The 21,834-nt window shown below is 54.4% G+C and carries 24 protein-coding genes; 11 read left to right on the top strand and 13 right to left on the bottom strand.

Annotation, left to right across the window (positions count from 1 at the left end):
* Positions 1-16: 16 nt before the first annotated feature.
* Both KQX66_RS02950 and KQX66_RS02945 read right to left on the bottom strand, forming a co-directional pair.
* On the bottom strand, positions 17-262 hold the full coding sequence (locus KQX66_RS02950) for a hypothetical protein (protein ID WP_216789423.1): 246 nt from the start codon (positions 260-262) through the stop codon (positions 17-19).
* 4 nt (positions 263-266) lie between these two features.
* Positions 267-458: a YycC family protein gene (locus KQX66_RS02945; RefSeq protein WP_216789421.1), complete on the bottom strand. Its 192-nt coding sequence runs from the start codon at positions 456-458 to the stop codon at positions 267-269.
* A 158-nt stretch (positions 459-616) separates the two neighbouring features.
* Here KQX66_RS02945 and KQX66_RS02940 point away from each other — a divergent pair, with 158 nt between their 5' ends.
* Complete coding sequence (locus KQX66_RS02940; RefSeq protein WP_216789419.1) at positions 617-2,407, top strand: M3 family oligoendopeptidase; 1,791 nt, start codon at positions 617-619, stop codon at positions 2,405-2,407.
* 579 nt (positions 2,408-2,986) lie between these two features.
* Here KQX66_RS02940 and KQX66_RS02935 read toward each other — a convergent pair.
* Positions 2,987-4,246, bottom strand: coding sequence for a methyl-accepting chemotaxis protein (locus tag KQX66_RS02935; protein ID WP_216789418.1), 1,260 nt, complete (start codon positions 4,244-4,246; stop codon positions 2,987-2,989).
* 297 nt (positions 4,247-4,543) lie between these two features.
* On the opposite strand from KQX66_RS02935, the gene KQX66_RS02930 reads away from it, so the two are divergent.
* Positions 4,544-4,927: an O-methyltransferase gene (locus tag KQX66_RS02930; protein ID WP_216789416.1), complete on the top strand. Its 384-nt coding sequence runs from the start codon at positions 4,544-4,546 to the stop codon at positions 4,925-4,927.
* Positions 4,928-5,486: 559 nt separating this feature from the next.
* Positions 5,487-6,008 carry a GNAT family N-acetyltransferase gene (locus KQX66_RS02925; protein ID WP_216789721.1) on the top strand — a complete coding sequence of 174 codons (522 nt, stop codon included), beginning with the start codon at positions 5,487-5,489 and terminating at the stop codon, positions 6,006-6,008.
* A gap of 15 nt (positions 6,009-6,023) precedes the next feature.
* Here KQX66_RS02925 and KQX66_RS02920 read toward each other — a convergent pair whose 3' ends face one another.
* From KQX66_RS02920 to KQX66_RS02910, 3 genes are all read right to left on the bottom strand, one after another.
* On the bottom strand, positions 6,024-6,224 hold the full coding sequence (locus KQX66_RS02920) for an aspartyl-phosphate phosphatase Spo0E family protein (RefSeq protein ID WP_216789414.1): 201 nt from the start codon (positions 6,222-6,224) through the stop codon (positions 6,024-6,026).
* A 74-nt stretch (positions 6,225-6,298) separates the two neighbouring features.
* Complete coding sequence (locus KQX66_RS02915) at positions 6,299-6,496, bottom strand: helix-turn-helix transcriptional regulator (protein ID WP_161782253.1); 198 nt, start codon at positions 6,494-6,496, stop codon at positions 6,299-6,301.
* Positions 6,497-6,677: 181 nt separating this feature from the next.
* Entirely contained in the window at positions 6,678-6,905 is a 228-nt protein-coding gene (locus KQX66_RS02910; protein ID WP_036693306.1) for an alpha/beta-type small acid-soluble spore protein, read from the bottom strand.
* 98 nt (positions 6,906-7,003) lie between these two features.
* Between KQX66_RS02910 and KQX66_RS02905 the strand changes: the two genes are divergently transcribed.
* Entirely contained in the window at positions 7,004-7,483 is a 480-nt protein-coding gene (locus KQX66_RS02905) for a hypothetical protein (RefSeq protein WP_216789412.1), read from the top strand.
* On the opposite strand, the gene KQX66_RS02900 is transcribed toward KQX66_RS02905, so the two are convergent.
* The 5 genes from KQX66_RS02900 to KQX66_RS02880 all read right to left on the bottom strand — a co-directional run bounded on the left by KQX66_RS02900 (position 7,480) and on the right by KQX66_RS02880 (position 12,425).
* Positions 7,480-7,641 (bottom strand): hypothetical protein, encoded by a 162-nt coding sequence (locus KQX66_RS02900; protein ID WP_216789411.1) that lies wholly within the window; start codon positions 7,639-7,641, stop codon positions 7,480-7,482. The two genes, KQX66_RS02905 and KQX66_RS02900, sit on opposite strands and share 4 nt — an antisense overlap.
* 128 nt (positions 7,642-7,769) lie before the next feature.
* Positions 7,770-8,969, bottom strand: coding sequence for a CapA family protein (locus KQX66_RS02895; RefSeq protein WP_216789410.1), 1,200 nt, complete (start codon positions 8,967-8,969; stop codon positions 7,770-7,772).
* A 191-nt stretch (positions 8,970-9,160) separates the two neighbouring features.
* On the bottom strand, positions 9,161-10,114 hold the full coding sequence (locus KQX66_RS02890) for an aldose 1-epimerase (RefSeq protein WP_253956847.1): 954 nt from the start codon (positions 10,112-10,114) through the stop codon (positions 9,161-9,163).
* Positions 10,115-10,212: 98 nt separating this feature from the next.
* Complete coding sequence (locus KQX66_RS02885; protein ID WP_216789409.1) at positions 10,213-11,181, bottom strand: TIGR03943 family putative permease subunit; 969 nt, start codon at positions 11,179-11,181, stop codon at positions 10,213-10,215.
* Between the two features lie 35 nt (positions 11,182-11,216).
* Positions 11,217-12,425: a permease gene (locus KQX66_RS02880; protein ID WP_216789408.1), complete on the bottom strand. Its 1,209-nt coding sequence runs from the start codon at positions 12,423-12,425 to the stop codon at positions 11,217-11,219.
* Positions 12,426-12,951: 526 nt separating this feature from the next.
* On the opposite strand from KQX66_RS02880, the gene trpS reads away from it, so the two are divergent.
* Entirely contained in the window at positions 12,952-13,941 is a 990-nt protein-coding gene (trpS, locus tag KQX66_RS02875) for a tryptophan--tRNA ligase (protein WP_216789407.1), read from the top strand.
* 53 nt (positions 13,942-13,994) lie between these two features.
* On the opposite strand, the gene KQX66_RS02870 is transcribed toward trpS, so the two are convergent.
* Entirely contained in the window at positions 13,995-14,171 is a 177-nt protein-coding gene (locus KQX66_RS02870; RefSeq protein ID WP_161783592.1) for a DUF5325 family protein, read from the bottom strand.
* A 153-nt stretch (positions 14,172-14,324) separates the two neighbouring features.
* Between KQX66_RS02870 and KQX66_RS02865 the strand changes: the two genes are divergently transcribed.
* Positions 14,325-14,552, top strand: a complete 228-nt coding sequence (locus KQX66_RS02865; protein ID WP_036693330.1) for an alpha/beta-type small acid-soluble spore protein — start codon at positions 14,325-14,327, stop codon at positions 14,550-14,552.
* Positions 14,553-14,652: 100 nt separating this feature from the next.
* On the opposite strand, the gene KQX66_RS02860 is transcribed toward KQX66_RS02865, so the two are convergent.
* A complete protein-coding gene (locus KQX66_RS02860; RefSeq protein WP_216789405.1) occupies positions 14,653-15,636 on the bottom strand; it encodes a metal-dependent hydrolase in 984 nt (327 codons plus the stop codon).
* A gap of 102 nt (positions 15,637-15,738) precedes the next feature.
* Between KQX66_RS02860 and KQX66_RS02855 the strand changes: the two genes are divergently transcribed.
* The 5 genes from KQX66_RS02855 (at position 15,739) to KQX66_RS02835 (ending at position 21,781) form a co-directional block, all read left to right on the top strand.
* Entirely contained in the window at positions 15,739-16,062 is a 324-nt protein-coding gene (locus KQX66_RS02855) for a hypothetical protein (RefSeq protein WP_216789403.1), read from the top strand.
* An 89-nt stretch (positions 16,063-16,151) separates the two neighbouring features.
* The gene (locus KQX66_RS02850; protein ID WP_216789401.1) at positions 16,152-17,960 is read left to right on the top strand and encodes an ABC transporter ATP-binding protein; all 1,809 of its coding nucleotides are present in this window, start codon (positions 16,152-16,154) and stop codon (positions 17,958-17,960) included.
* The gene (locus KQX66_RS02845; RefSeq protein WP_216789398.1) at positions 17,957-20,071 is read left to right on the top strand and encodes an ABC transporter ATP-binding protein; all 2,115 of its coding nucleotides are present in this window, start codon (positions 17,957-17,959) and stop codon (positions 20,069-20,071) included. Before KQX66_RS02850 ends, KQX66_RS02845 begins: the two co-directional genes overlap by 4 nt.
* Before the next feature lie 64 nt (positions 20,072-20,135).
* Complete coding sequence (locus KQX66_RS02840) at positions 20,136-20,276, top strand: hypothetical protein (RefSeq protein WP_216789396.1); 141 nt, start codon at positions 20,136-20,138, stop codon at positions 20,274-20,276.
* Between the two features lie 641 nt (positions 20,277-20,917).
* A complete protein-coding gene (locus tag KQX66_RS02835) occupies positions 20,918-21,781 on the top strand; it encodes an AraC family transcriptional regulator (protein WP_216789394.1) in 864 nt (287 codons plus the stop codon).
* Positions 21,782-21,834: the final 53 nt, after the last annotated feature.

Here is a 21,834-nt window from a genome sequence, read left to right as displayed (position 1 = left end):
GGGAAGGCGGGAACGCTTACTCTTTGCCGTATCGGCGCAGCGGACGGCCCGCAAGCAAATAATCTTGGTCGGCATCGACCAGAGTCTCTTTATTTCGGCAGCAGGGGAAGACGAGCAGTTTTTTGACGCCTTCGCGAAGTTCCGAGAGGTCTTTAGGTTTGAGCGGCAGCAAAACATTGGCAGCGTGGCAAAAGGGGCAGCTGTGCACATACACGTCTTGTCCGATCCGTTCATAGGGCCATGTATTCTCAAAAGGTATCATAGGTCTACTCCCGGCCGGAATTGCCGGAATTTTTATCCGGTGCCGGAGCCGTAGAATTGTCCTTCGTCTGTCCGGCAAGCTCGGCCAGCTTCTGCAAAAGAATATGCTGAGGCATATGCATCAGGTGTTCGATCGGAACGTTCAATTCCTTCGCGAGTTTCTGCGCCGTCTCAGGTGAAATCTGCAAAGGTCTCATTCGCAGTCCCTCCAGTCTATAGATCTACAGTCTCCATTTAATCATATCCGAGACCTAAAATTCAACCAAAAAATGGGGCCGCAGCATTTTGGTTTTGCGCCAAATTGTGGTTTAATGGAAAGAGATACATAATGTATAAATAAGGAAGGTGTTTATCCATGCGTAATCCTTTGCCGCAAACCTGGAATTTGGAGCGTTTTTTTCCGGGAGGCAGCGGGTCTGATGCTTTTATTCAATTTTTGAAAGAGCTGCAATCGAACATCTCCGAGCTGGACGAGACGTTAAGCGGGCTGGCCGTACCGGAAACGCCAGAGCAATCGGCATCGCTGCTCCCCGTGATTGTGTTGGTGCAAACGGCCTTATTGAAAATACGCGAAGCGGAGTCGTTCACCGGCTGCCTGACGGCGGAAAATCAAAACGACAAGCGTGCGGTCCAGCTCACTGGGCAGGTGAAGTCGATTCAAGCCGCTTTCGCTTCCGCCTTGACGCGTTTCGACGATTTCCTGCGCCGCATTCCCGAGCCGGCTTGGCAAGGCTTGCTTGCTCACGCGGAGCTTGGTGAAATCGCTTACCCGCTGGAAGAGCGGCGCCGGCTCGCCTCGGAGAAGCTGCCGCCGGAGCAGGAGGCGCTTATCCACGACCTTGCCGTAGACGGCTATCACGGTTGGGGCGAGCTGTACAATACGACGGTGAGCAAGTTCAGCATCCCGTTCGAAGAAAACGGGACTGTAACGGAGCTCTCGGCCGGACAGGCCGCCAACAAAATGTACAGCCCGGACCGCAGCGTACGGCAGCGGGTATTCGAGCTGTGGGAGCGGGAATGGGCGAAGCATGCCGATTACTGCGCCGACGCGCTCAATCATCTGGGCGGCTTCCGGCTTAAGCTGTATGAGCGCCGGGGCTGGGATGAGATTCATCGGGAGCCGCTAACCATCAACCGGATGTCGAAGGAAACGCTGGATGCGATGTGGGGCGTGATCGAGCAGAGCAAAGACGTGTTCGTCCGTTACCTGGAGCGGAAAGCCAAGCTGCTGGGCGTTGAGAAATTGGCATGGCACGATGTCGACGCGCCGGTCGGCCAAGGGAATACCACGTTCGGCTACGACCACGGCGCGCAGCTCATCGTAGAGCAGTTCCGCCGCTTCAGCCCGAAAATGGCCGAATTCGCTGTGATGGCGTTCGAGAACAGCTGGATCGAAGCGGAGGACCGCGCAGGCAAGCGTCCCGGCGGATTCTGCACGTCGTTTCCTATCTCCGAAGAAACGCGCATCTTTATGACGTATGCGGGCACCGCATCGAACGTATCGACGCTCGCGCACGAGCTCGGACACGCGTACCATCAGCATGTGATGAACGATCTGCCGGCGTTGGCTCAGGAGTATGCAATGAACGTCGCCGAGACGGCTTCTACGTTCGCCGAGATGGTCGTCTCCGATGCAGCGGTGAAGGCGGCCGCGACCGATGAAGAGCGCTTAACGCTGCTGGAGGATAAAATTCAGCGCTCGGTCGCTTTCTATATGAACATTCATGCCCGGTTCTTGTTCGAGACGGACTTTTACGAGGCGCGCCGCCACGGGCTTGTGAGCATCGAGCGGTTGAACGAATTGATGGAGGCCGCTCAGAAGAAGGCGTACCGGGATGCGCTTGCCGAGTATCATCCGCACTTCTGGGCATCGAAAATGCACTTTTACTTGACGGACGTGCCGTTCTACAATTTCCCGTACACCTTCGGCTATATGTTCAGCACCGGTCTGTACGCCGAAGCGCTTCGCCGGGGCGCGGCGTTCGAAGATCAGTACATCGCGCTGCTGCGCGATACCGGACGGATGACGGTCGAGGATCTGGCGAGCAAGCATCTGGGCGTCGACCTGCGCAAGCCGGACTTCTGGCAGCAGGCGATGGACGTCACGATCGAGGACGTCAACGAGTTCTTGCGCTTAACGGAGTAATCTTTAGCCCCGCCTCTTTTTAGGCGGGGCTTGCTTTTTGAAAAACCCGCTTCGCATAGAAATTCTCTGCATATGCCGGTGGGGTATATCCCTCCAGCCGCTGCCCTCCCCCGGAAAGTGAAGTAACTCTTAGAAGCTTATTCCGATTACTTTCCGGGGACCCCCTATCTACCCGTGAACTTGATTAGAATTAGTGGTACTTTCACGTGTCTCAAAGGCGGACGCAAACTCTTACGGGATATACCCCACCTCTATTGGTCTGAGATTTTCTCCATTCTGGTTTCCTCAAAAGAGCTGGGCTCCGCCTATTTTAGGCGGGGCTTGTTATTTTAATAGGGTTCCTAGAGCTGAACAATAGATAAACGGGTCCGCAGGAGCCAGATTTTTGAGTGTTCAGAGAGATTGATTTTTTGACTGAAATAGAGACACATACGGAGGTGGGGTATCTACTGGAGGAGCGAGAGCTTCGCCTTTGTCTTCGGGAAATATCCGCTGATAAGCGGCTTCCAATTAAAATTTCCCGATGACAACAGCGACCGGAAGTAGATACCCCACCCGCGCCAAAAGCCCCGCCTAACGCTACAATTTAAAGATGCTCATCGTCTGCTGAAGCTTCGTCACCAGCTTCGTCATTTCCTCCGACTGGGCCACGATGGCTTGTACAGCCGAGATCTGGTCGATCATCGAAGCGGATACCTCCTCGGTCCCGGCAGCGGATTGCTGCGTAATGGCCGAAATATTTTCCATCGTAGCCGAAATATGCTTGGCTCCGGCCAGCATTTGCTCCGTCCCATCGGCGAAAGCGGCGATTTGCTCGGAAATGAACCGGACGCTGCTGACGATTTCCGCGAAGACCCGTTCCGTTTCGCCAATAAGCTTCGTCTGCTCCGCGACGATCTGCTCGTTCTCGGCCATGGACGCAAGCGCGTGCTTGATCCCTTGTTCGATACTGCGAACAAGACCGAACACCTCTTTGGTCGAGGCGGTGGCTTCCTCCGCCAGCTTCCGGACCTCCTGGGCGACGACGGCGAAGCCTTTGCCGTGCTCGCCTGCGCGTGCCGCTTCGATGGAAGCGTTCAACGATAACAGATTCGTTTGTTCGGCAATGTCCGAGATGGTTCGGGTCATTTGCGAGATGCTGCCGGTCTGCCGGGCGAGCGAATCGATCGTTTGAGATACGTTGGCCGTAGCGTCGACATTTTTGCGCATGCCTTCGCTCTGGGTTTCCACCGACTGAAGTCCTTTGTCCACGAGCGTTATCATTTGTCTGGCCCGCGAGTTCATCTCTCGGGTCGATTCCGTATATTTGGTTACCCGCTGCTCGATATCCTTCGTCGCCGAGGAGACGCCGCCGATCTCTTCCGAAATCTGATTGGCTCCGGCCGCAAGCTCTCCGGCGGCGACGGACGCTTCCTCAAGCACTGTTTTCATCTTCTCATTTTTAAAATAAATATCCCTGCTGGAGTCAAAGACATGCTTCGAGGCGCGTCCCGTTTCCTGCAGAAGCTCGCGCAGCTTCTCCGTCATACGGTTAAAGGCCGTTCCCAACTCGCCAAGGGCGTCGTCGGAGCGGATGAGGATCTTTTGCGAGAAATCCCCTTTGGAGATGCTCAGGGCGGCGCGGGAGATGTCGCTAATCGGTTCTGTAAGCGCTCTCTCCAACCAGCGTATAAAAGGATAGCTGAGTCCTGCCATCACAGCCAGAAACACGAACCCGAGAATGGGACTTAAGGAGGATTCGAAAATAAGCAGAAGCATGGCGGCGGAATAGACGATAACGAGGGTGTAGCAGCCGATTTGCAGCTTCTTCTTGAACGAAAGGCCCAGAAACCAGTTCATAAATTAACGACTCCTTTGAAGTATAGGATAAAATGCTTACGTCATCGCCCTGGCTGTATGGGTAATTATACCACCCCGAAGAATGCCTGGTCCATAGTTTTCCAGCGGGAGCGGCCGTTCAGTCATTCGGATGAAGGCGGTCCCATCCGCACGGAGCCTTGCGATGTAAAATTTTGTTGAATTAACGTGTATTTTATGAAAAAATTTGTTGTCAACTTAGTTATATTGTCCTATAATGGGTCTAGAGCCTCAGATATACATAATATTCCAATTATACTACATGAAAGGAGGAACTCTGTGATTTTAGAACAGTTGCCTTTAGCCAGACAGTTGGATTTGGTGTTTCGGGAATTGAGAGAGGAGCTGGCTCAGCTTACCTCGGGGACGGTTTTTGTCCAGATTCGAAATAACATGGTCGGGAAGTTCGGCATCCGGCATTTTCCTCTGGAGAGCAAGGGTACGGAGATCAAGGTGGCAGAGCGTGGCCTGTCCGAAAGCCATCAGCTTTCGTTCCGCCAGACCGCTCTGGAATCGTTGAAGCTGAAACGTTGGACGCACGGGGAAATTCAATTTGAATTCGCGATGCGCCAAGACTTGCTTTGCACCAGCGTGACTTTCGAATCGAACTATAACATGGCGAATTTGGTTAGCGAGTCCAATAAAAACAAACGCGATTTTTGAACGATATAGAATTTATAAATTTTCAGCAAAGCTGAACAAACTCTATATCCCAAGAAAAACTTCCGCTAAACCGCGGTCGTTCATCCATGAATAGACTTCGATAGAAGTTTTTCTTATTGACCAAGCTTACTGCACTCATACCAAGGTTTCTTTTTATCCCATTATAACTTTTGTTAATTTTTTTATGTTTTCAACTAAATTCAATCCTTCTGATGCTCTAAATGTTCGATATAACTTACAGCCTCCCTTGATGGGGAGGTTTTTTTGAATTTTAAAGGAGGTGACCGTATGGAACTTTTTGGATTGGTGGGCGTATAAACAATTCGGAGGTGATTAACATAGTTGTCGATTTTGCTAATATATTCGCACTGTTGATTTATGTGATTCTAATCGGTCTTTCGATTTACTGTTTAATCTTATTTATTAAACTTGCGCGCAGAGGGATTGAAGCGCTCGATCTGTACATCCAAGACAAGAAAAATAACAAGCCTAATCCACCTGATGACACACCTCGTTAAGACCGCGGGGTGTGTTTTTGCGAATGAAAGGGGCAACGATGATGATCGTACTCGAAACCGACCGGCTGATTCTTCGCCACCAGACCATAGAAGATGCGGCGTTTATTCTGGAGCTTATGAACGATCCTTCCTGGATCCGGTACATCGGCGATAAAGGCGTGAGAACGCTTGATGACGCGCGGAGCTTTATTACCAAAGTGCCGCTGGATATGTATGCCCGTTTGGGGTTTGGATTTTATTTGACGGAATTGAAGGATGGGGGCACTCCGATCGGCATCTGCGGATTTGCAAAACGGGATTTCTTGGAGGATGTCGATGTCGGATATGCATTTCTTCCCCAATTCCGGGGGAAAGGGTACGCCTTCGAGGCGGCTTCCGCCGCGATGGCTTATGCCGAATCCGAACTGGGGCTAAAACGCATTGTCGCGATTACGACGAAAGACAACCATGCTTCGGCCAAGCTGTTGGAAAAGCTGGGAATGCATTTTGAAGGCACGATCCCATATGCGGATACGGATGAGGAAGTACGGCTCTACGCGATTAATTGCCGGAAGCACTCATAGAAAACGGTCCCCCCACTAATCTTGGCCGGTGGGGGGTTCTTGCCATTTGCTGGACAGGCGGGCGTATTCGTTCAAAGCATCGTCCAATTTTTTACTGGCCTTGATGAGTTCAGGGTCTACCAAGGATGTCTTGTTTTCGGATAAGGCATTGAGCCCTATTCTAAGCTGTTCTATTTCTTTCAGCATGTCTGCAAGCAGCTTATTGATCTCGGACATCGTTACCATTTTTGGCTCGACTTAAGCTATTACTTAAGTTTGTGGCCGGAGAATGAGCAAACCTAATTTGCTCTTTACCGTTTACCTGTCTCCCATTCCCATTCAAAAAGATCATCCATATAACAATTGAGGTAATCGGCCGCCATCTTCATCTTGAGAACGGATAGCTTGCTTTTCCCTTTGATGACTTGTGAAATGTAAGATTCAGTAACTCCCAAATGCTTTGCTAGATCTGCCTGTGTCCTGTTTGTCTGAGCCAGCAATTCAGGCAAACGGCTTCTCCCGAACCGGAGAGCCAAAAGCAATCCTCCTTTTGAGGGACTATGCACTCCATTATACTTAAGTCATAGCTAAAGTAGCAAATAGAAAGCAAATGATAGTTTTGCTATAATGAATGGCAACGGAAAAAGGCGGTCCCTAAGGAGCCGCCCGGTTAAGTATTGAGGTCGTGCATTATCTTGTGAACTTGCCTGCCAGCTGCTGCTCGGCGATTTGAACCAGACGACGAGTGATGTGACCCCCGATTGCCCCAGTATCACGAGTTGCCATGAAGCCGTAGTAACCGTCTTGAGGAATCTGAATGCCCAGCTCTTGAGCAACTTCATACTTCAGCTGATCCAAAGCCTGGTTAGCTTGAGGTACGACCAATTGGTTGCTGCTGCGGGATTGTCCTGCGCCCATCGATATCACCTCCGTTCACTAGGTAGTATGTTCCACGCGAACGAATATACACGGACTGGAAATTGGTAAATGTGACCATAGAACGAGGAGGGATTGTATTGGGATTCGTACTGAAGTGCAGCAATTGGTCCTTCGATGCGGACCTGCAAATCGTGCATGCCGACGTTAAAATGGAGATTGAAGGCGAAACGCTGGTCGACGAACCGCTGTGCATCGACGTAGGGCTTCCGGCGCTGCTGCTCAGCGTTCATGAAGATGTGGAGCCGTTTCGTTGGGCGCCGGCGGACGAATGGCAGCGCGTGCCGTTCTTCTGCTGCGGCTGTGGTGATCCGGAATGCCGGGCGTTCTCGTTTATCGTACGGCATAAGGCCGACGACCAGTTGGAATTGACGGAAGTGGAGGAACGGGAGGGGAGGTCCCCTCGCCAATTGGGCACGTATGATATTGATCGGTCGGATTACGCCAAGCAGGTAAGGGAGATCGGGGAGACGTTTTTGCGTTTTGTCGAACCTTTGGATTACCGGCCGTATTTCAAGGATACCGTCGAAACGGTAAAGCGGCAGCTTGCCCGGGGCTAGTTGTTATTTTTCGGCTTCTTGAGCGCTTCCATCTGCTTCATTAAAGCGGTCATTTCTTTCTCCAGTTTTTCCATGTCCTTGAACATGGTTTTCATCTGTTTGTCCTCGGTCAACAATTTGGTAATTCCGTCGAACCAATCGGATTTGCTGATGCTCATCTGTCCAGCCTGCCTTTCCGCGTTCTTTTTCTATATCGTACGAAGAAGAGCGGGGCAGGTGTGTGTTCCGGATGCGAAAAGGAGAAAAAGGCTGACGCCCTGCGGCTCAGCTTTTTGTCATTGTACCGCTAATCGACGAGCAGTTCCGGCATCCACCGCCGCATATGGGCTGCGATTTTCTCCCGTATGCCTCGTACGCCGGGAAGCTCTGCCTCCGAGGCTTGGCTCAACGGAATGACGCGGTATCCCCGCCAGGCCTGAAACCGGATATAGGTTGGCAAAAAGCGAACTCCGCCGACCGTGACGGCCGCTTTGCCGCCAGACGCCCCGCTCGGCTTCCGCAGCTCCGCCTTCAAAATACCGCCGATCCGCACATACGGCGCGGGCCTCTTTTGCGCAGCCAGGAAGTTGCCGAGAGAATAAGCGACGAGCGTCCTCCCGCCGTTTCCGTTATCGATCCATTCCGGCGGCTGGAGCACGTGCGGATGATGGCCGAGGATGACATCGGCTCCAGCGGCTGCGGCCAAGCGGGCCCATTTTCGCTGCTGCTCCGATGGAAGCCGGGCGTATTCGGTTCCGAAATGAAGGCTCGCCACGACAGCGTCGGCTTGTTTTTTCGCCTCGGCGATTTCTTGCCGGAATGCACGCTCCTGTTCGAGCAAATGGACCAAATAAGGCTTGCCCGGGGGCCGGGAAATCCCGTTCGTCCCGTACGTCCAAGCGACGAAAGCAAGCTTCAAGCCGTTGCGCTCCACGATCCGGAGCCGCTTGCGGTCCGCTTCATTCTCGCTCGCGCCCGCATATTCGATGCCAAGCCGCTTCCAATGCCGGATCGCTTGATGCACCGCCCGTTCTCCGCGATCCAGCGTATGATTGTTCGCCATCGAGACGATATCGACTCCCGCGTCACGGAGAGCGTCGGCTGTCTCGAACGGACTGTTAAAGGCCGGGTAATCGGACAGCCCGAGCGCGGTTCCGCCCGTAATACTCTCCTGATTGGCGAACGTGACGTCGGCCCCCTGCAAATGCGGCCGCACCGCCTCGAAGACGGGTCGGAAATCGTAGCTAAGCCGTGTCCGCGCGTCCTCGTAGATCGTACGGTGAATGAGCACGTCGCCGGCGGCGGCCAAGGTCACCCGGCGTTCCGCAGGGGCAGCCGGTTCGGATGACGGCAATGGGGGAGTCGCGGGAGTCGCTTTCGTGTCGGTCCCCGTCTGAGGTTCGCTTGAAGACGGTGCCAGAGGCGCGCTACGGTCGGCCGCAGGAGAACACGCGACCGAGAACAGAAGAATCAGAAGAGCGGAATAACGGCAATATCGTTTGGCCATTGGGCGGGTCCTCCAGAACGCTGAATTCCAAGCTATTAGCTAATATTTGCGTACGGACTTGGAATTATCGACCCATGTAGGAAAAGGAAAAGAATGGGGGGCGGGGGGCTTTAAACCATGCGAAAAGGCCCGTGTCGCCCGGTTTCGTTCCGGGCTGCACGCGAGCCTTTTTTAGCCGTTTGATATTCAAGTTATTTGTAAGTAACTTCAAGCTTTACTTCCAGCTCCAGCGAGCCTCCCGGTTCGATGGCGCGGAAGCCCGTCACCTCGGCCGGTTGATCGATATTCGGCGCGTTCGTAACCCAAGTGTAGGGCTCCAGGCAGATGAAATCCCGGGCTTCGCCCTTCGTATAAACGACCCATTGCTTGAACAGATCCGAACCGCTGTACCGGATATCCGCCTTGGGGCCGGACAGCACGGCGAGGCATGGATAGTCTCCGATCTGGAACACGGTATCCATGTCATGGCCTTTCAGCACGTCGCCTTCGGGCAGCTTCGCGTACCTGTCGCTAAGCGGCGCGATATGGCCGAGAGGCACATTCGTTTCGTCCAGCTCCCAGATGCCGCTCGCCGGCAGCTGCAGCGTCCAGTTCTCCGGCTCCCCGTCCAGTAAAAACCAAGTATGCAGCCCGTAGCCGAACGGAGCAGACGTTTGTCCCCGGTTAGTCGCTTTCAGCAGGTGACGGAGCGTACTGCCCCGCAGCTCGTACGTCACCTCAAGCTCCAGCTCGTGCGGAAATTGATGCTGAACGTGTGCATCGTCGGCCAAACGAAATACGGACGTGATGAAGAGGGCCCCGTCCTTTTCGCCGGTGGCAAGTACCGTCCAGGGCTGGCTCTTGATCACGCCATGAATATGATTGCCCTGCGCGTTGTTGATCTCGAATTGGTAGCTGCGGCCCTCGAACGTGAAGCGGCCATCGCGGATGCGGTTCGGCGGCATCAGAATCGGCGTGCCGTATTGGACCGGCTCGTCGGCCATCGCGGCTGGCGAGGCCGGGACGCGAAGCATTTCGCGCTCCAGCGTTTTGTCCCAAATGCTGTAGACGTTGTTGCCGACGGATGGACAAATGCTGACGATCAGGTGGTCGTTTTCGAGCGTGTAGGCCGGTGTTCCCTGCCAGTCGATTTGCTTAATCATCATTCCGAAAGTTCTCCTTTACCCGGTAAAATAGTCCGATCGTAAATCGCTTCCATTGTACCAGAGGAGCCGGGGACTGTCACCCGGGAAAATGGTTTGGATCAGGCGCCGAAATCGAAGTTCGGGTAGACGTACGGCACTTTGGCCGGCTCGGCTTTGGCGATGTTCTCCACCTTCAGCACCATGATGTCGGTATCGTTCAGCTTTGTTTTTTGAATCGTGCCGGTGACCGTAACCCAGCTGTCGTCTGCGAACGTATTGGCCCGGTCATATTCGGCCAGCACGCCGAACGGGGCGGCATCCGCGGAGCAGCATTGGATGGAGAAGCGCGCCACCACGAACTGGTTGCTTTTCATCTCCTCCTGCCGGTAGACGAAGCCGGTGAGCTGCAGCTTTTTGCCGACAAACCGGTCGAGATACAGGTCGACGGACGTCAGCGTCTCGATGAATAAATCTTCTTTCACCGTAATCAAATCGGATTTGTAGAGCTGCTTCGCATAGTTGGCGTACTGCTGGGTAAATTTGTCCGCGGGAAAAAGCTCCCCGTCCGCAGACGCTGCCGCCTCGGTCCCGGGTGCTTGAACGCTTGGAGTAGCGGGGGCGGCATCCGTACCTGCGGGAGTTCCCGCCGGTGAGCTCGTGGTTCCGGTCTCCGCACCGGCGGCTTCGCTGTCCTTTTTCACCGAGCTGGCGCTGCTGAGGTTCATCCCTTTTTTGGCGGCAAGACTGCTGCCCATCGTGCTGTCCGGAAGCAGAAAGCCCAGCAGCAGCGGGAAGAAAAACAATCCGTACACAACGATGTTTTTGAGCAGCGACCGCGACGGGGTGTGATCATGGTCGCAATCGCAGACGACGGCGGCCCGACCGCGCCAGGCGCGAAGCGTCAAGTAGAGCTGGTAGGCGGCGACGGCATACAGGGCGACGGCCGACCATTTGACGTAGTCGACCATACGGGGAGCTATGTACAGCAGGATGCCGTCGGTTTTAACCAGATAGGCGATGTAGACGGCGAAGCCGAGCAGAATAACGGTTTTCAATGCATGATGCAGGCCCAGTACCCGAGAATTCACAACACACACTCCTTTTTGCCTTGTTGAATGTCAATTTACAGGAAGAAAAGCCGTTCGTACAGCAACGATGCGGCGAGCACGACAATGATCACCAGTGCGGACAGCAGGAGCACGAAGCGGGCGCGGAAGGCCGACAGCAGCATCAGCGTGCTTTTGATATCGAGCATCGGACCGAAGACGAGAAACGTCAGCAGCGAGCCGGTCGAGAAGGTTGCGGAAAACGACGAAGCGACGAAAGCGTCCGAGGTGGAGCAGAGCGACAAGACGTACCCGAGCCCCATCATGAACAGATGGGAGGTAAAGTCGCCTTGGCCAATGGACACGAGGCTTTCTCGCGCGACGAGCGTTTGAATGAGGGCGGTCAGAAACGCGCCGAAAATCAAATATTTTCCCATATCGAAAAATTCGTCCGAGGCGTGTCCGAGGACGCCGAGCAGACGGCTGCTGCGGCTATGTCCATGATCGTGCGCAGCATGGCTATGGGCATGCGAATGATCGTGCGTATGGTCGTGGTCTGCGTGGCTGTGTGGATGCGTATGCCCGTGATGGCGAGTATGGTCATGATGATGCATATGGACATGGTCATGCTCATGGGAATGGCCATGCTTATATGTATGCTCGTGCTCGTGCGCGCTATGCTGGGCGTCGTGCCCGCTTGGATGAGCTCCGTACCCGTTGGCGCTAAGATCGCCCGCCGCCCCGCGGATCGGATTGCGCTTCACGAACCGATACACGATAAGGCCGATCGCCGCCGCAACGACGAAGGCGAGCGCCATCCGGGAATAAGCGATCTCCGGCCGCGTACGGAACGCCATGAAGGTCGCCGCGTACACAACGGGATTGATAATCGGACCGGCGAGAATGAAGACGACGGCCACATAGACCGGCATTCCCTTCAGCACCAGCCGGCGGATGACCGGCACCATGCCACATTCGCACAGCGGAAAAATGATCCCGACGACGCAGGCGAACAGGATGCCGAGCACCGGATTTTTCGGCGTCAGCCGGCGGATGGTCTGCTCGGACACGAACATCTGCAGCAGGGCGGACACGAGCACGCCGAGCAGGACGAACGGCAGCGCTTCGAGAATAATGCTGATGAACAGCGTCTTGAAATTTTGCATGCCGGCACTGCTTAAAAAGGACAAGTCCGGCGGCTGCTTTTGCGTATAAATGAGAACCAGCATCAGGATGCACAGCACGGCGAGAATGTTCGTCACCCACCGTTGGACGATTGTTTGCAAGGGGCATGTCTCCTTATTATTCGTAATTATTATTATATAGTATGCTTTCCGATTCGTACATAGGACAAGTTTTTAAAGCTTTATGAAGGCTGGAAAAGCGCGTGGCTGCGGCGGTGGACGTTCCTGTTCCGATTCCGAGGTTGACAAGGAGGATGGCGTTTAGGTACAATGACGTCTAATAAGAGCGATGACGGGAATAAGTAGGCGGCAGGCAAGCTCTGCAGAGAGCCGGTGGGTGGTGCGAACCGGCGGGCGGCGGCCGAACGAATGGGTCCCTGAGCTGAAGGTTGAACGTGCGCAGACGCACCCGGGCCCGGGTAAGCTTCGATTCAGCGTTGCGCGCCGGTAGGCCGGTCCGGTTTCCTCCCCGTTACAGGAGGCTGAAGGCCCGTGGGATCTGTCTTGGACAGACGATTGCGGGTAAATTAGGGTGGCACCACGGTCTCTCGTCCCTTGCGGCGGGAGGCCTTTTTGTTTTTCTCGGGAAGCTTACAGGCGAAATAAAATAAAGGAGGCGGACTGCAAAATGTCCAAATTGAGAGTATTGTCCGGCATGCAGCCCAGCGGTCAGCTGACGCTCGGCAACTATATCGGCGCATTGAAAAATTACGTGAAGCTTCAACATACGCACGATTGTTATTTTATGGCGGTAGACCTGCACGCCGTCACGGTGCCGCAGGAGCCGGAAAAGCTGAGGGACCAGTCGGAAGCCGTCGCTGCGCTGTACCTGGCGGCAGGCATCGATCCAAACGTAGCGACCGTGTTTCTGCAATCGACCGTCTCTGCGCATGCCGAGCTCGGCTGGTTGATGACGACGCTCACGTATATGGGCGAGCTGGAACGCATGACGCAGTTCAAAGACAAGGCTGCCGGCAAGGAATCCGTCGGAGCGGGCCTGTTCACTTATCCGTCGCTGATGGCCGCCGACATTTTGCTGTACGATACGGCTCTTGTTCCGGTTGGCGACGACCAGACGCAGCACTTGGAGCTGACGCGCGATCTGGCGCACCGCTTCAACCAGCGCTACGGCGACACGTTTACGATTCCGAAAGGCTACTTTCCGGAAGTGGGTGCACGGATTATGTCGCTGGACGACGCGTCGAAGAAGATGAGCAAGAGCAGCCCGAACGCCGGTAGCTTCATTGCGATGCTGGACGCCCCCGACGTGATCCGCAAAAAAATAAGCCGGGCCGTAACCGACTCCGGGCGGGAAGTAAAGTTCGACCCGCAAAACAAGCCGGAGGTCAGCAACTTGATCAGCATCTACGCCCAGTGCGCGGACAAAACGATTGCCGAGATCGAAGCGCAGTACGAGGGGCAAGGCTACGGGCCGTTCAAGAAGGATTTGGCCGAAGCGGTCGTAGCTGCTTTGGAGCCGATCCAGCAGCGGTATGCGGAGATCCGCAGCTCGGGCGAGCTGTACGATGTTCTGCGTCAAGGCAAAGAGCGCGCGGGAGCGCAAGCGGAGCAAATGCTGAAGCGGGTAAAAGAAAAAATGGGCTACGTCGTTCTGTAGCCCATCCCCAGAGCTTGTCCGGACGAATCTTCTTTCGTCCCGGGCAAGCTCTTTTATTCGTTTCGTTTTCTCAGTTTGGCTTTCACGATAAAGCCGGCTCCGATAAACAGCACCGACACCAAGCCGGACAGCGCAGCCAGCCAAGGCTTGCCCGTGGCCATAAAGAAGCTGATGCACGCGAGGAGCGCCGTGCCCCCGAAGGCAAAAAACAACCCTAATCCTTTCGTCATGACGAGTCCGCACCTGCCTTTCCGATAAAATTTGAAACTCCGATTGATTTTTTCAAAAGGGAGTATAAGTTCAGACATACGACACATAATAAGCTTGCAAGCTTGCAAATACATCAAATCAAAGACATCATCCCGTTGAAAGGAGTGCTGAACATGGGTGCAGGACAATCCCGCAGCAGCAATCAATTAGTTGTACCTCAAGCAAACCAAGCTTTGGAGCAATTGAAGTACGAGGTTGCTCAAGAACTGGGCATTCAAATTCCGCAAGACGGCTACTACGGTTACATGGCTTCCCGCGACACAGGTGCAATCGGTGGTCACATTACCCGCCGCTTGGTCCAAATCGCCGAGCAAGCCATCTCCGGCGGCGCAGCTCGCTAACCGCAGGGCTTTGGAACAAAGCTTCACGAATACAAGCTCAAGGAGAAATCCTTGAGCTTTTTTCCGTGGCAGCAGAAAAAGAGGAGGATGAGCCCGCCTGTTAAGCGCCGCCCATCCGAAGCTTCTTTTCGAGCCGGGATTCGCTGACCCAGCCTACGTACGAATCCATCGGATTCAGCTTTTTGTCGAGCAGCAGCACCGCGACGAACGGATACTGCTTGCGGTGCCGGTAGCGCACGTCGGCCCAGCGCACCTCGTACCCCCAGGCGTGCTCCTTCAGCTCGGCGCAGGCGTAGGAAGTAAAGTACAGGAAGCAAGCGACGTTCGGGTGCGTCTTGGATGCCTCCACGGCAGGGTGGACGGCGCAGGAAACCCGGTCGATCCAATTGATCTTGCGGTTTTTGAGCTCCCCGAGCTGGAACGAGCCGTCCTGCTTCCGCTTGACGATCTGCCATTGGTGCAGATGGACCGTCGGGATCAGCGTATACCGGTCGCCGGGCTCGTAAGTCGAATCCTGCTGGCGCAGCCCCGACTCCAGCCGGTAATGGGTCCATGAGCGCCATATATAATAGAGGGCGAGAAATGCGTATAATATAGGAAACAGAATTTCCGGACGCATCAGATGCACCGACCATATAAAAATAGCGAGCACGTGAGACGAGAAAATGACCGGGTCGAAAATGTGAATGATATTCCACGAGACCCATCGCTCCGAAATCGGGCGAAGCGCCTGGGTTCCATACGCATTAAACAAATCGGTGAATACGTGAAACGCAACCGCGATAAACACCCACATCGTTACATGCCACATCGGCAAAGCGGGAAAGACAAGCCAAAGAATCCCGGAGATGAGCGCCGTCCAAAGCACCAAAGCAGGCAGCGAGTGGGATAAACCACGGTGATTTTTAATGTAAGCGGCGTTACCTTTCAGCCGCAGCAGCGTATCGGCATCGGGGGCCTGAGAGCCGGCCACCGTTCCGATCAGTACGGCTGTCGAAACCATCGGATCTGCTGCCACAACCGGATCGACATAAGCCAGGCCTGCAAGGCCAAGCCCGATCACGAGGTGTGTTCCGGTGTCCATGGACTAACCTCCTGAACATCTAATTTTTCAATAGTCTACTCTAGCCCATTACTATTAGTGTATCATTTTCTTGTCCAAAATAAAGCAAAGGCTGTGAAAAAAATGTGTATCGTTTTTGTCGAATACCGAATTGATGCCTCCTATCGCCTCCCGTACTTAGAATGGTCTGAGCGGCTGCGCGACGATTTCCCCCAGGTGGAGCTGTATGAGGGAACGGATCAGCCGGGGCTGTTCGTGGAGCTGTGGAGCGGGCTTAGCGATGAGCAATACCGGTTCATGCGGGCCGTTCGTACCCGGAAGGACGAAGTTGCCGCGGAACCGGGAGCGTGGGACGGAACCGATCCTAGGCGTTGGGCGCCACTCGAACAATGGGTGCCGGGCGGGAGCGCCAAAATTCATATTTGGCAGTTCCAAAAAGTCAAATAGTCCATTTTATAAGGTAAACATATCCATGGTTTCTTCCTTCCGATCGCGGTACCCTTACAATAGTCTTCAATTGCGACGGAGGAACACGGATGGAGAATAACAATATATTCTGGTCTCATATCAAGCGCAACCGTTTGCCTTACCTAATGGGCTTTGCATTATTGTCCATATCGTCCATCCTGCAGTTGGTTATTCCCTGGCTGCTCGGACGGTTTACGGACAGTCTCCAGACAGGCGCGCTGACCTACGATCAGGCGGTCCGTTTCGGCGTCTGGATGATTGCCGCAGGATTTGGGATTGCTTTCTTCCGGTCCGTTTCCCGCATTTATTTGTTCCGGCTGTCGCGGCAGTTGGAGATGCGGGTGCGCGGAGAACTGTTCGTCCACTGGGAGAAGCTGTCGGCGCAATATTTCAACAATCAGCGGATCGGGGACTTGATGTCGCACGCGATCAGCGATGTCGGGGTCATCCGCGAGGTGACGATGCAGGGGTACTTCAACGTGATGGAAGCGGTGTTTCTGATCGTCGTGTCCGTGGCGGCCATGACGAGCTCGGTCAATCCATGGCTTACGCTGCTGACGATGCTGCCTCTGCCGCTGCTCAGCCTGCTTGCCTACCGATTCAACAAGCGGATCATGCAGCAATCGAAGGATATGCAGTCCGCGATCTCCGATTTGACGAGCCGCGTGCAGGAGTTTACCGCGGGCATCCGGGTCGTCAAAGCATTCGTACAGGAAAAAGCGGAACGGGAGCTGTTCACCCGGGACAACCGGCAGGCTGTCGAAATGAACCGGCGGTACGTGCGCTCGAACTCGTTATTCGGAGCGCTCAGCGCCGGGATTGTCGGGTTCAGCTTTCTCGTCTCGGTCGTGCTTGGTGGCATCATGGTACTGAAAGACATCATTACGCTCGGCGAATTCGTCGCTTTCAATACGTATTTGTCGCTGCTTATGGGACCGATCGAAAGCTTGGGCCGGGTCGTCAATTTGCTTCAGCGCGGGAAGGCTTCGGAGCAGCGGCTGCTGGAAATCTTCAATACGCAGCCGGACGTGGTGGACGATGTTATCGCAAAGCCGGAGATTCAAACGATCGGCGGCGAGATCGAGATTCGCGACTTGACGTTCTCTTACCCCGAAGCGAAGCGGCCCTCCCTACGGAACGTCTCCCTTAAGGTGCCGAAGGGCTCCAGCCTTGCCATCGTAGGCCGTGTCGGCAGCGGCAAAAGCACGCTGGTGCATCTGCTCGTGCGGCTGTATAACCCGCCGAAAGGGACGGTATTTATCGACGGGCACGATATTCACGAAATTCCGCTGCGGACGCTGCGCGGCCAGATCGGCATCGTGCCGCAGGACCAGTTCCTGTTCTCATCCACGATCCGGGACAACATCGGATTCGATCCGAAGCCTTACAGCGACGAGCAGGTCGTCGAAGCGGCCAAGATCGCCCAAGTGTACGAAAATATCGTCGAGTTCCCGAACCAGTTCGAAACGGCGCTCGGCGAGCGCGGCATCTCGCTTTCAGGCGGCCAGCGCCAGCGGGTAAGCATCGCGAGGGCCGTGATCAAGAAGCCGTCGGTGCTGATCTTCGACGACAGTTTGTCGGCGGTCGATACGATCACGGAGGATCTGATCCTCGAAGGGCTCAAATCCGTCATGAATCGGCGCACGACGATCATTATCGGACACCGGATCTCGTCGGTGCAAAGTGCCGACCAGATCGTCGTCATGGACGAAGGCCGTATCGTCGAGCGCGGCAATCACGAGCAATTGCTGGCCCGGGGCGGCATTTACGCCGACATGTACCATAAGCAGCTGCTGGATCAGGAAGCCGAGCGGGAAGACGGACAGGAGCAGGACGCCGCTTCTTCGCGACAGATGCGGGGAGGGGCGGGCGCATGAATATACACGCGGAAAAAAACGTCAAGACGATGAAAGACACGCAGCTGCTTACGAAGCTGCTGTCCTACGCCAAGCCGTATTGGCGAATGATCTTGCTGTGCATCGCGCTGGCTTTTCTGATCGTCGTCGCCGATCTGGCGCGGCCTTATCTCATTAAGGTGGCGATCGACGGCCATATCAACGGGCTGCACAAGCCGATGCTGTCGGCGGAAGCGTCGCAGGCCGACCGTTTGCGGAGCTACGGAGCCGTGACGGAGTGGAACGGCAGAGCCTACGTCCGGCTCGAACCGGACGCAGCCGGGCGGATGGCCCGCCAGCTGGAGCCTGGAGCGCAGCAGGCTCAGATCGTCCGGATCGGCGGCAAAGACTGGCTCATTGCCGGCTGGATCGCCAAGCAGCCGGAGCAGGCGACCGTCGTGGAAGCGGGCGGCAAAGCGGAAGTACGCGCCGGAGGGCAGACGTTCGCCGCCCAGCCGCTGGACGCCGCCGTGCTGGAGGCGTTCCGCAAGCAGGATTACACCGGCTTTCTTTGGCTGGGCGTCGCTTTCCTTAGCGCAGTCGTCGTCGCAGCGCTGCTCAGCTACCTGCAAAGCAATCTGCTGCAGTATACGGGGCAGACGATCATTTTCAACATCCGGCAGCAGCTCTTTCAGCATTTAAGCCGCATGTCGATGTCCTACTTCGACCGCAATCCCGTCGGAAGGCTCGTCGTCCGCGTCACGCAGGATACGGAGTCGCTGAACCAGCTGTATTCGCAGGTTGTCGTCAACCTGATCAAAGACGTCATTGTGCTGATCGGCATCGTCGCCGTCATGCTGCAGCTCAGCGTCAAGCTGGCGCTGCTGTCGTTTGCGGTGCTTCCTTTTCTGGCCGTGCTGACGTTCTGGTACCGGTCGGTCATCCGGGACGCCCAGCGAAAATCGCGGGTGATCCTGTCGCGGCTCAATTCGTTTCTGGCGGAGAACTTGTCCGGCATCCGGATTACGCAATTGTTTATCCGCGAAGAGCGGCAGTGGGAGCAGTTCGATCATCACAATACGGAATATTACCGGGCGGGGATGCGGGGAACGGTCATCAACTCGATCTTCCAGCCGGCGATCGGCTTTCTCGGCAATCTGGCGATCGCGCTGCTTCTCTGGTATGGCGGCGCCAGCGTTATCGACGGCGGCTTGACCTTCGGGATCGTGTATGCCTTCACGCATTACGTGCGGCAGTTTTTCCAGCCGCTGCAGAGCCTGGCAGAGAAGTACAACCAGATTCAGACGGCGATGGTCGGCGCGGAGCGCATTTTCGAGACGCTCGGCGAGAAGCCCGCGATCGTTGACCCGGAGCATCCCAAGCAGCTTCCGAAGGAGATTCGCGGGGAAATCGCATTCGAGAACGTATGGTTCGCCTATATCGGGGAAGATTGGGTACTGAAGGATGTCAGCTTCACGATTCAGCCGGGACAGACGGTGGCGTTCGTCGGCGCAACAGGGGCGGGCAAAAGCTCGATCATCCAATTGATCAATCGTTTCTACGACATTCAAAAAGGCAGCATCAAGCTCGACGGCGTTGACATCCGCGACATCCCGCTGGACGACCTGCGCCGTTACATCGGCATCGTGCAGCAGGACGTATTCCTGTTCACCGGAGACATCGCCTCGAATATCCGGCTGAACCACCCGGAGATTACCGACGAGCAGGTCGTCGCCGCGGCCCGGATGGTGCATATGGACGAATTTGTCCGCAGCCTGCCCGGCGGCTACAAGACGCTGCTCGGCGAGCGCGGCATCAATCTGTCGCTCGGCCAGCGGCAGCTGCTGTCGTTCGCGCGAGCGATCGCGTTCCGTCCGCAGATTCTCATTCTCGACGAAGCGACGTCGAACATCGATACGGAGACGGAGCTTATCGTGCAGGACGCGCTGATGAACATCTCGGAAGGCCGGACGACGCTGATCGTAGCGCACCGCTTGTCGACGATCCAGCATGCCGACCAGATCATCGTCATGCATAAGGGCAAGGTCCGAGAGACCGGAAACCACTACCAGCTTCTCGCGCAGCGCGGGTACTATTACCGTCTGTTCGAGCTTCAGTACAAGGAGCAGAAGCCGGTGCCGAAGGCAAGGTAAGGGATCGAAGACGCGCTCGATGCATTGAGGCTGCCTACCTGATCTAGGGATTTGGCACGGGGAATTGTTCCCGCTCCTCGGGCCGAACGGCACCGACAAGACGACGACCCCATATACTGACGACGATGCTGCCGGATGGGGGACGGTGCGCATTTCCGGCTGCGACGTCGAGTCGTTCGGTCCAGCGGATGCGGTGTGCCGATAATTGAACGGAGAACTGGCGAATATGGCGCCTAGTAAGTCTAATGAGTTGAAATGGTTTGACCTTACTGAATTGCCTTCTAATGTAATCCCATATATTAAGAAAGTAACGATTACCAGATGTTCCTGGAGACTCATTAAAGAAGTAAGATCGCCCTATCCGGTCAGCTTGGCCAGGTGGTTGGCGATCTTTTTAACGTTTTGGGAGATAGCAGTCATGAGCGCTCGCTCTAACTTTTTTTACGCTATTGATGACTTGTACTTCGGGGCCGTTACGCCGTCCTTTACTTCCTGCACGATCCGATCGGGACCGATAAGGAAGGAAACGAGATTACTCTGATTGACTTTGTAAAAACCATCTTCAAAATGATATAGTATTATGACCTTAGTTAGAAATTTGTCGATCGATGTCGAATTTTGTGTATAATACAATAGCTATAAAGGCCGATCGATTCTCCGTTTGTGGATGAAGAACTCCGGGCTTCGGTATTTTTGAACATTTTTTTTGGAAGACCGTATCGTTTGTTTTCAACAATTCATATCAAATTAAGAGCAATATATGTTAAGTGGGCACAATTTGAGTATGTTATATTTTGAGTGAAAAACATCACTGTAGTTATGCTTGGTGTTGAAAGGAGGCCCCAATTGGTAATTCATACGCCCACGAATCTGGCTCTTCGAAAATTAGGGATGTATGTAAGGGCGGACGCAGATGACTGGCAGTACAACTGGCCTGTTCATACCCATGAAGGACTCGAAGTTTATTATTTCATACGCGGGGATGCGAATTATATTATCGGGGATAATATATACGATCTATCTCCAGGAGATATGCTTCTATTTCGGGGAAGCACCATTCATAGGGTTAATCCGTCGAAAGATGTTCCCTATATCCGCAGCTATGTAAATTTTACGGAGTCTTTTTTGCAAGAGCAGATGTCGGGAGAGATGTTTGAAAAGCTAATGTCTTTGTTTGAATCGCCCAGCGGAAGGTTGATTCGTTGGTCATTGGAAGAGCGCAAAGAAGTAGAAGCGTATTTCCGGGCACTGCACCGGGAAAACGAACGCGAGTCGTTCGGATACGAACTGATTTTGAAAGCGCTTCTGATTCAATTGTTGGTTGCCATTTATCGCAAGGCCAAACGTTTGCATGAAATTGCGCCTGCCGTACAGCCATCGCACAGCCAGGAGAATGTTCGACGCATTTTGCAATATGTAAATCAGCATTTTACGGAGAATTTCTCGCTTCAGGAATTGTCGGGGGCACTGCATTTGAACAAATATTATATTTGTCACTGTTTTAAAGAGGTTACGGGATATACGATTAACAACTATATCATCAGTAAAAGGATCGAGGAAGCCAAAAAAATGCTTCGAACGACCGATGAGCCGGTCGGATTAATATCAGAAAAACTCGGGTTCAACACGGCGGTTCATTTCAGCCGTTCTTTCAAGAAGTACGCCGGGGTGTCACCGCAGAGTTACCGTAAAAAAGACTTTGGCGCATAATGATTTGAGCCGCAGAGAGCAAAAGGTTCAATTATCCAGACGAAGAAAAGGGG

Source organism: Paenibacillus oleatilyticus, from assembly GCF_018998565.1.
In the GTDB taxonomy this organism is placed as follows: domain Bacteria; phylum Bacillota; class Bacilli; order Paenibacillales; family NBRC-103111; genus Paenibacillus_G; species Paenibacillus_G oleatilyticus.
Note: the sequence above shows the minus strand (reverse complement) of the source record. Positions and strands in the feature narration are given on the sequence as shown.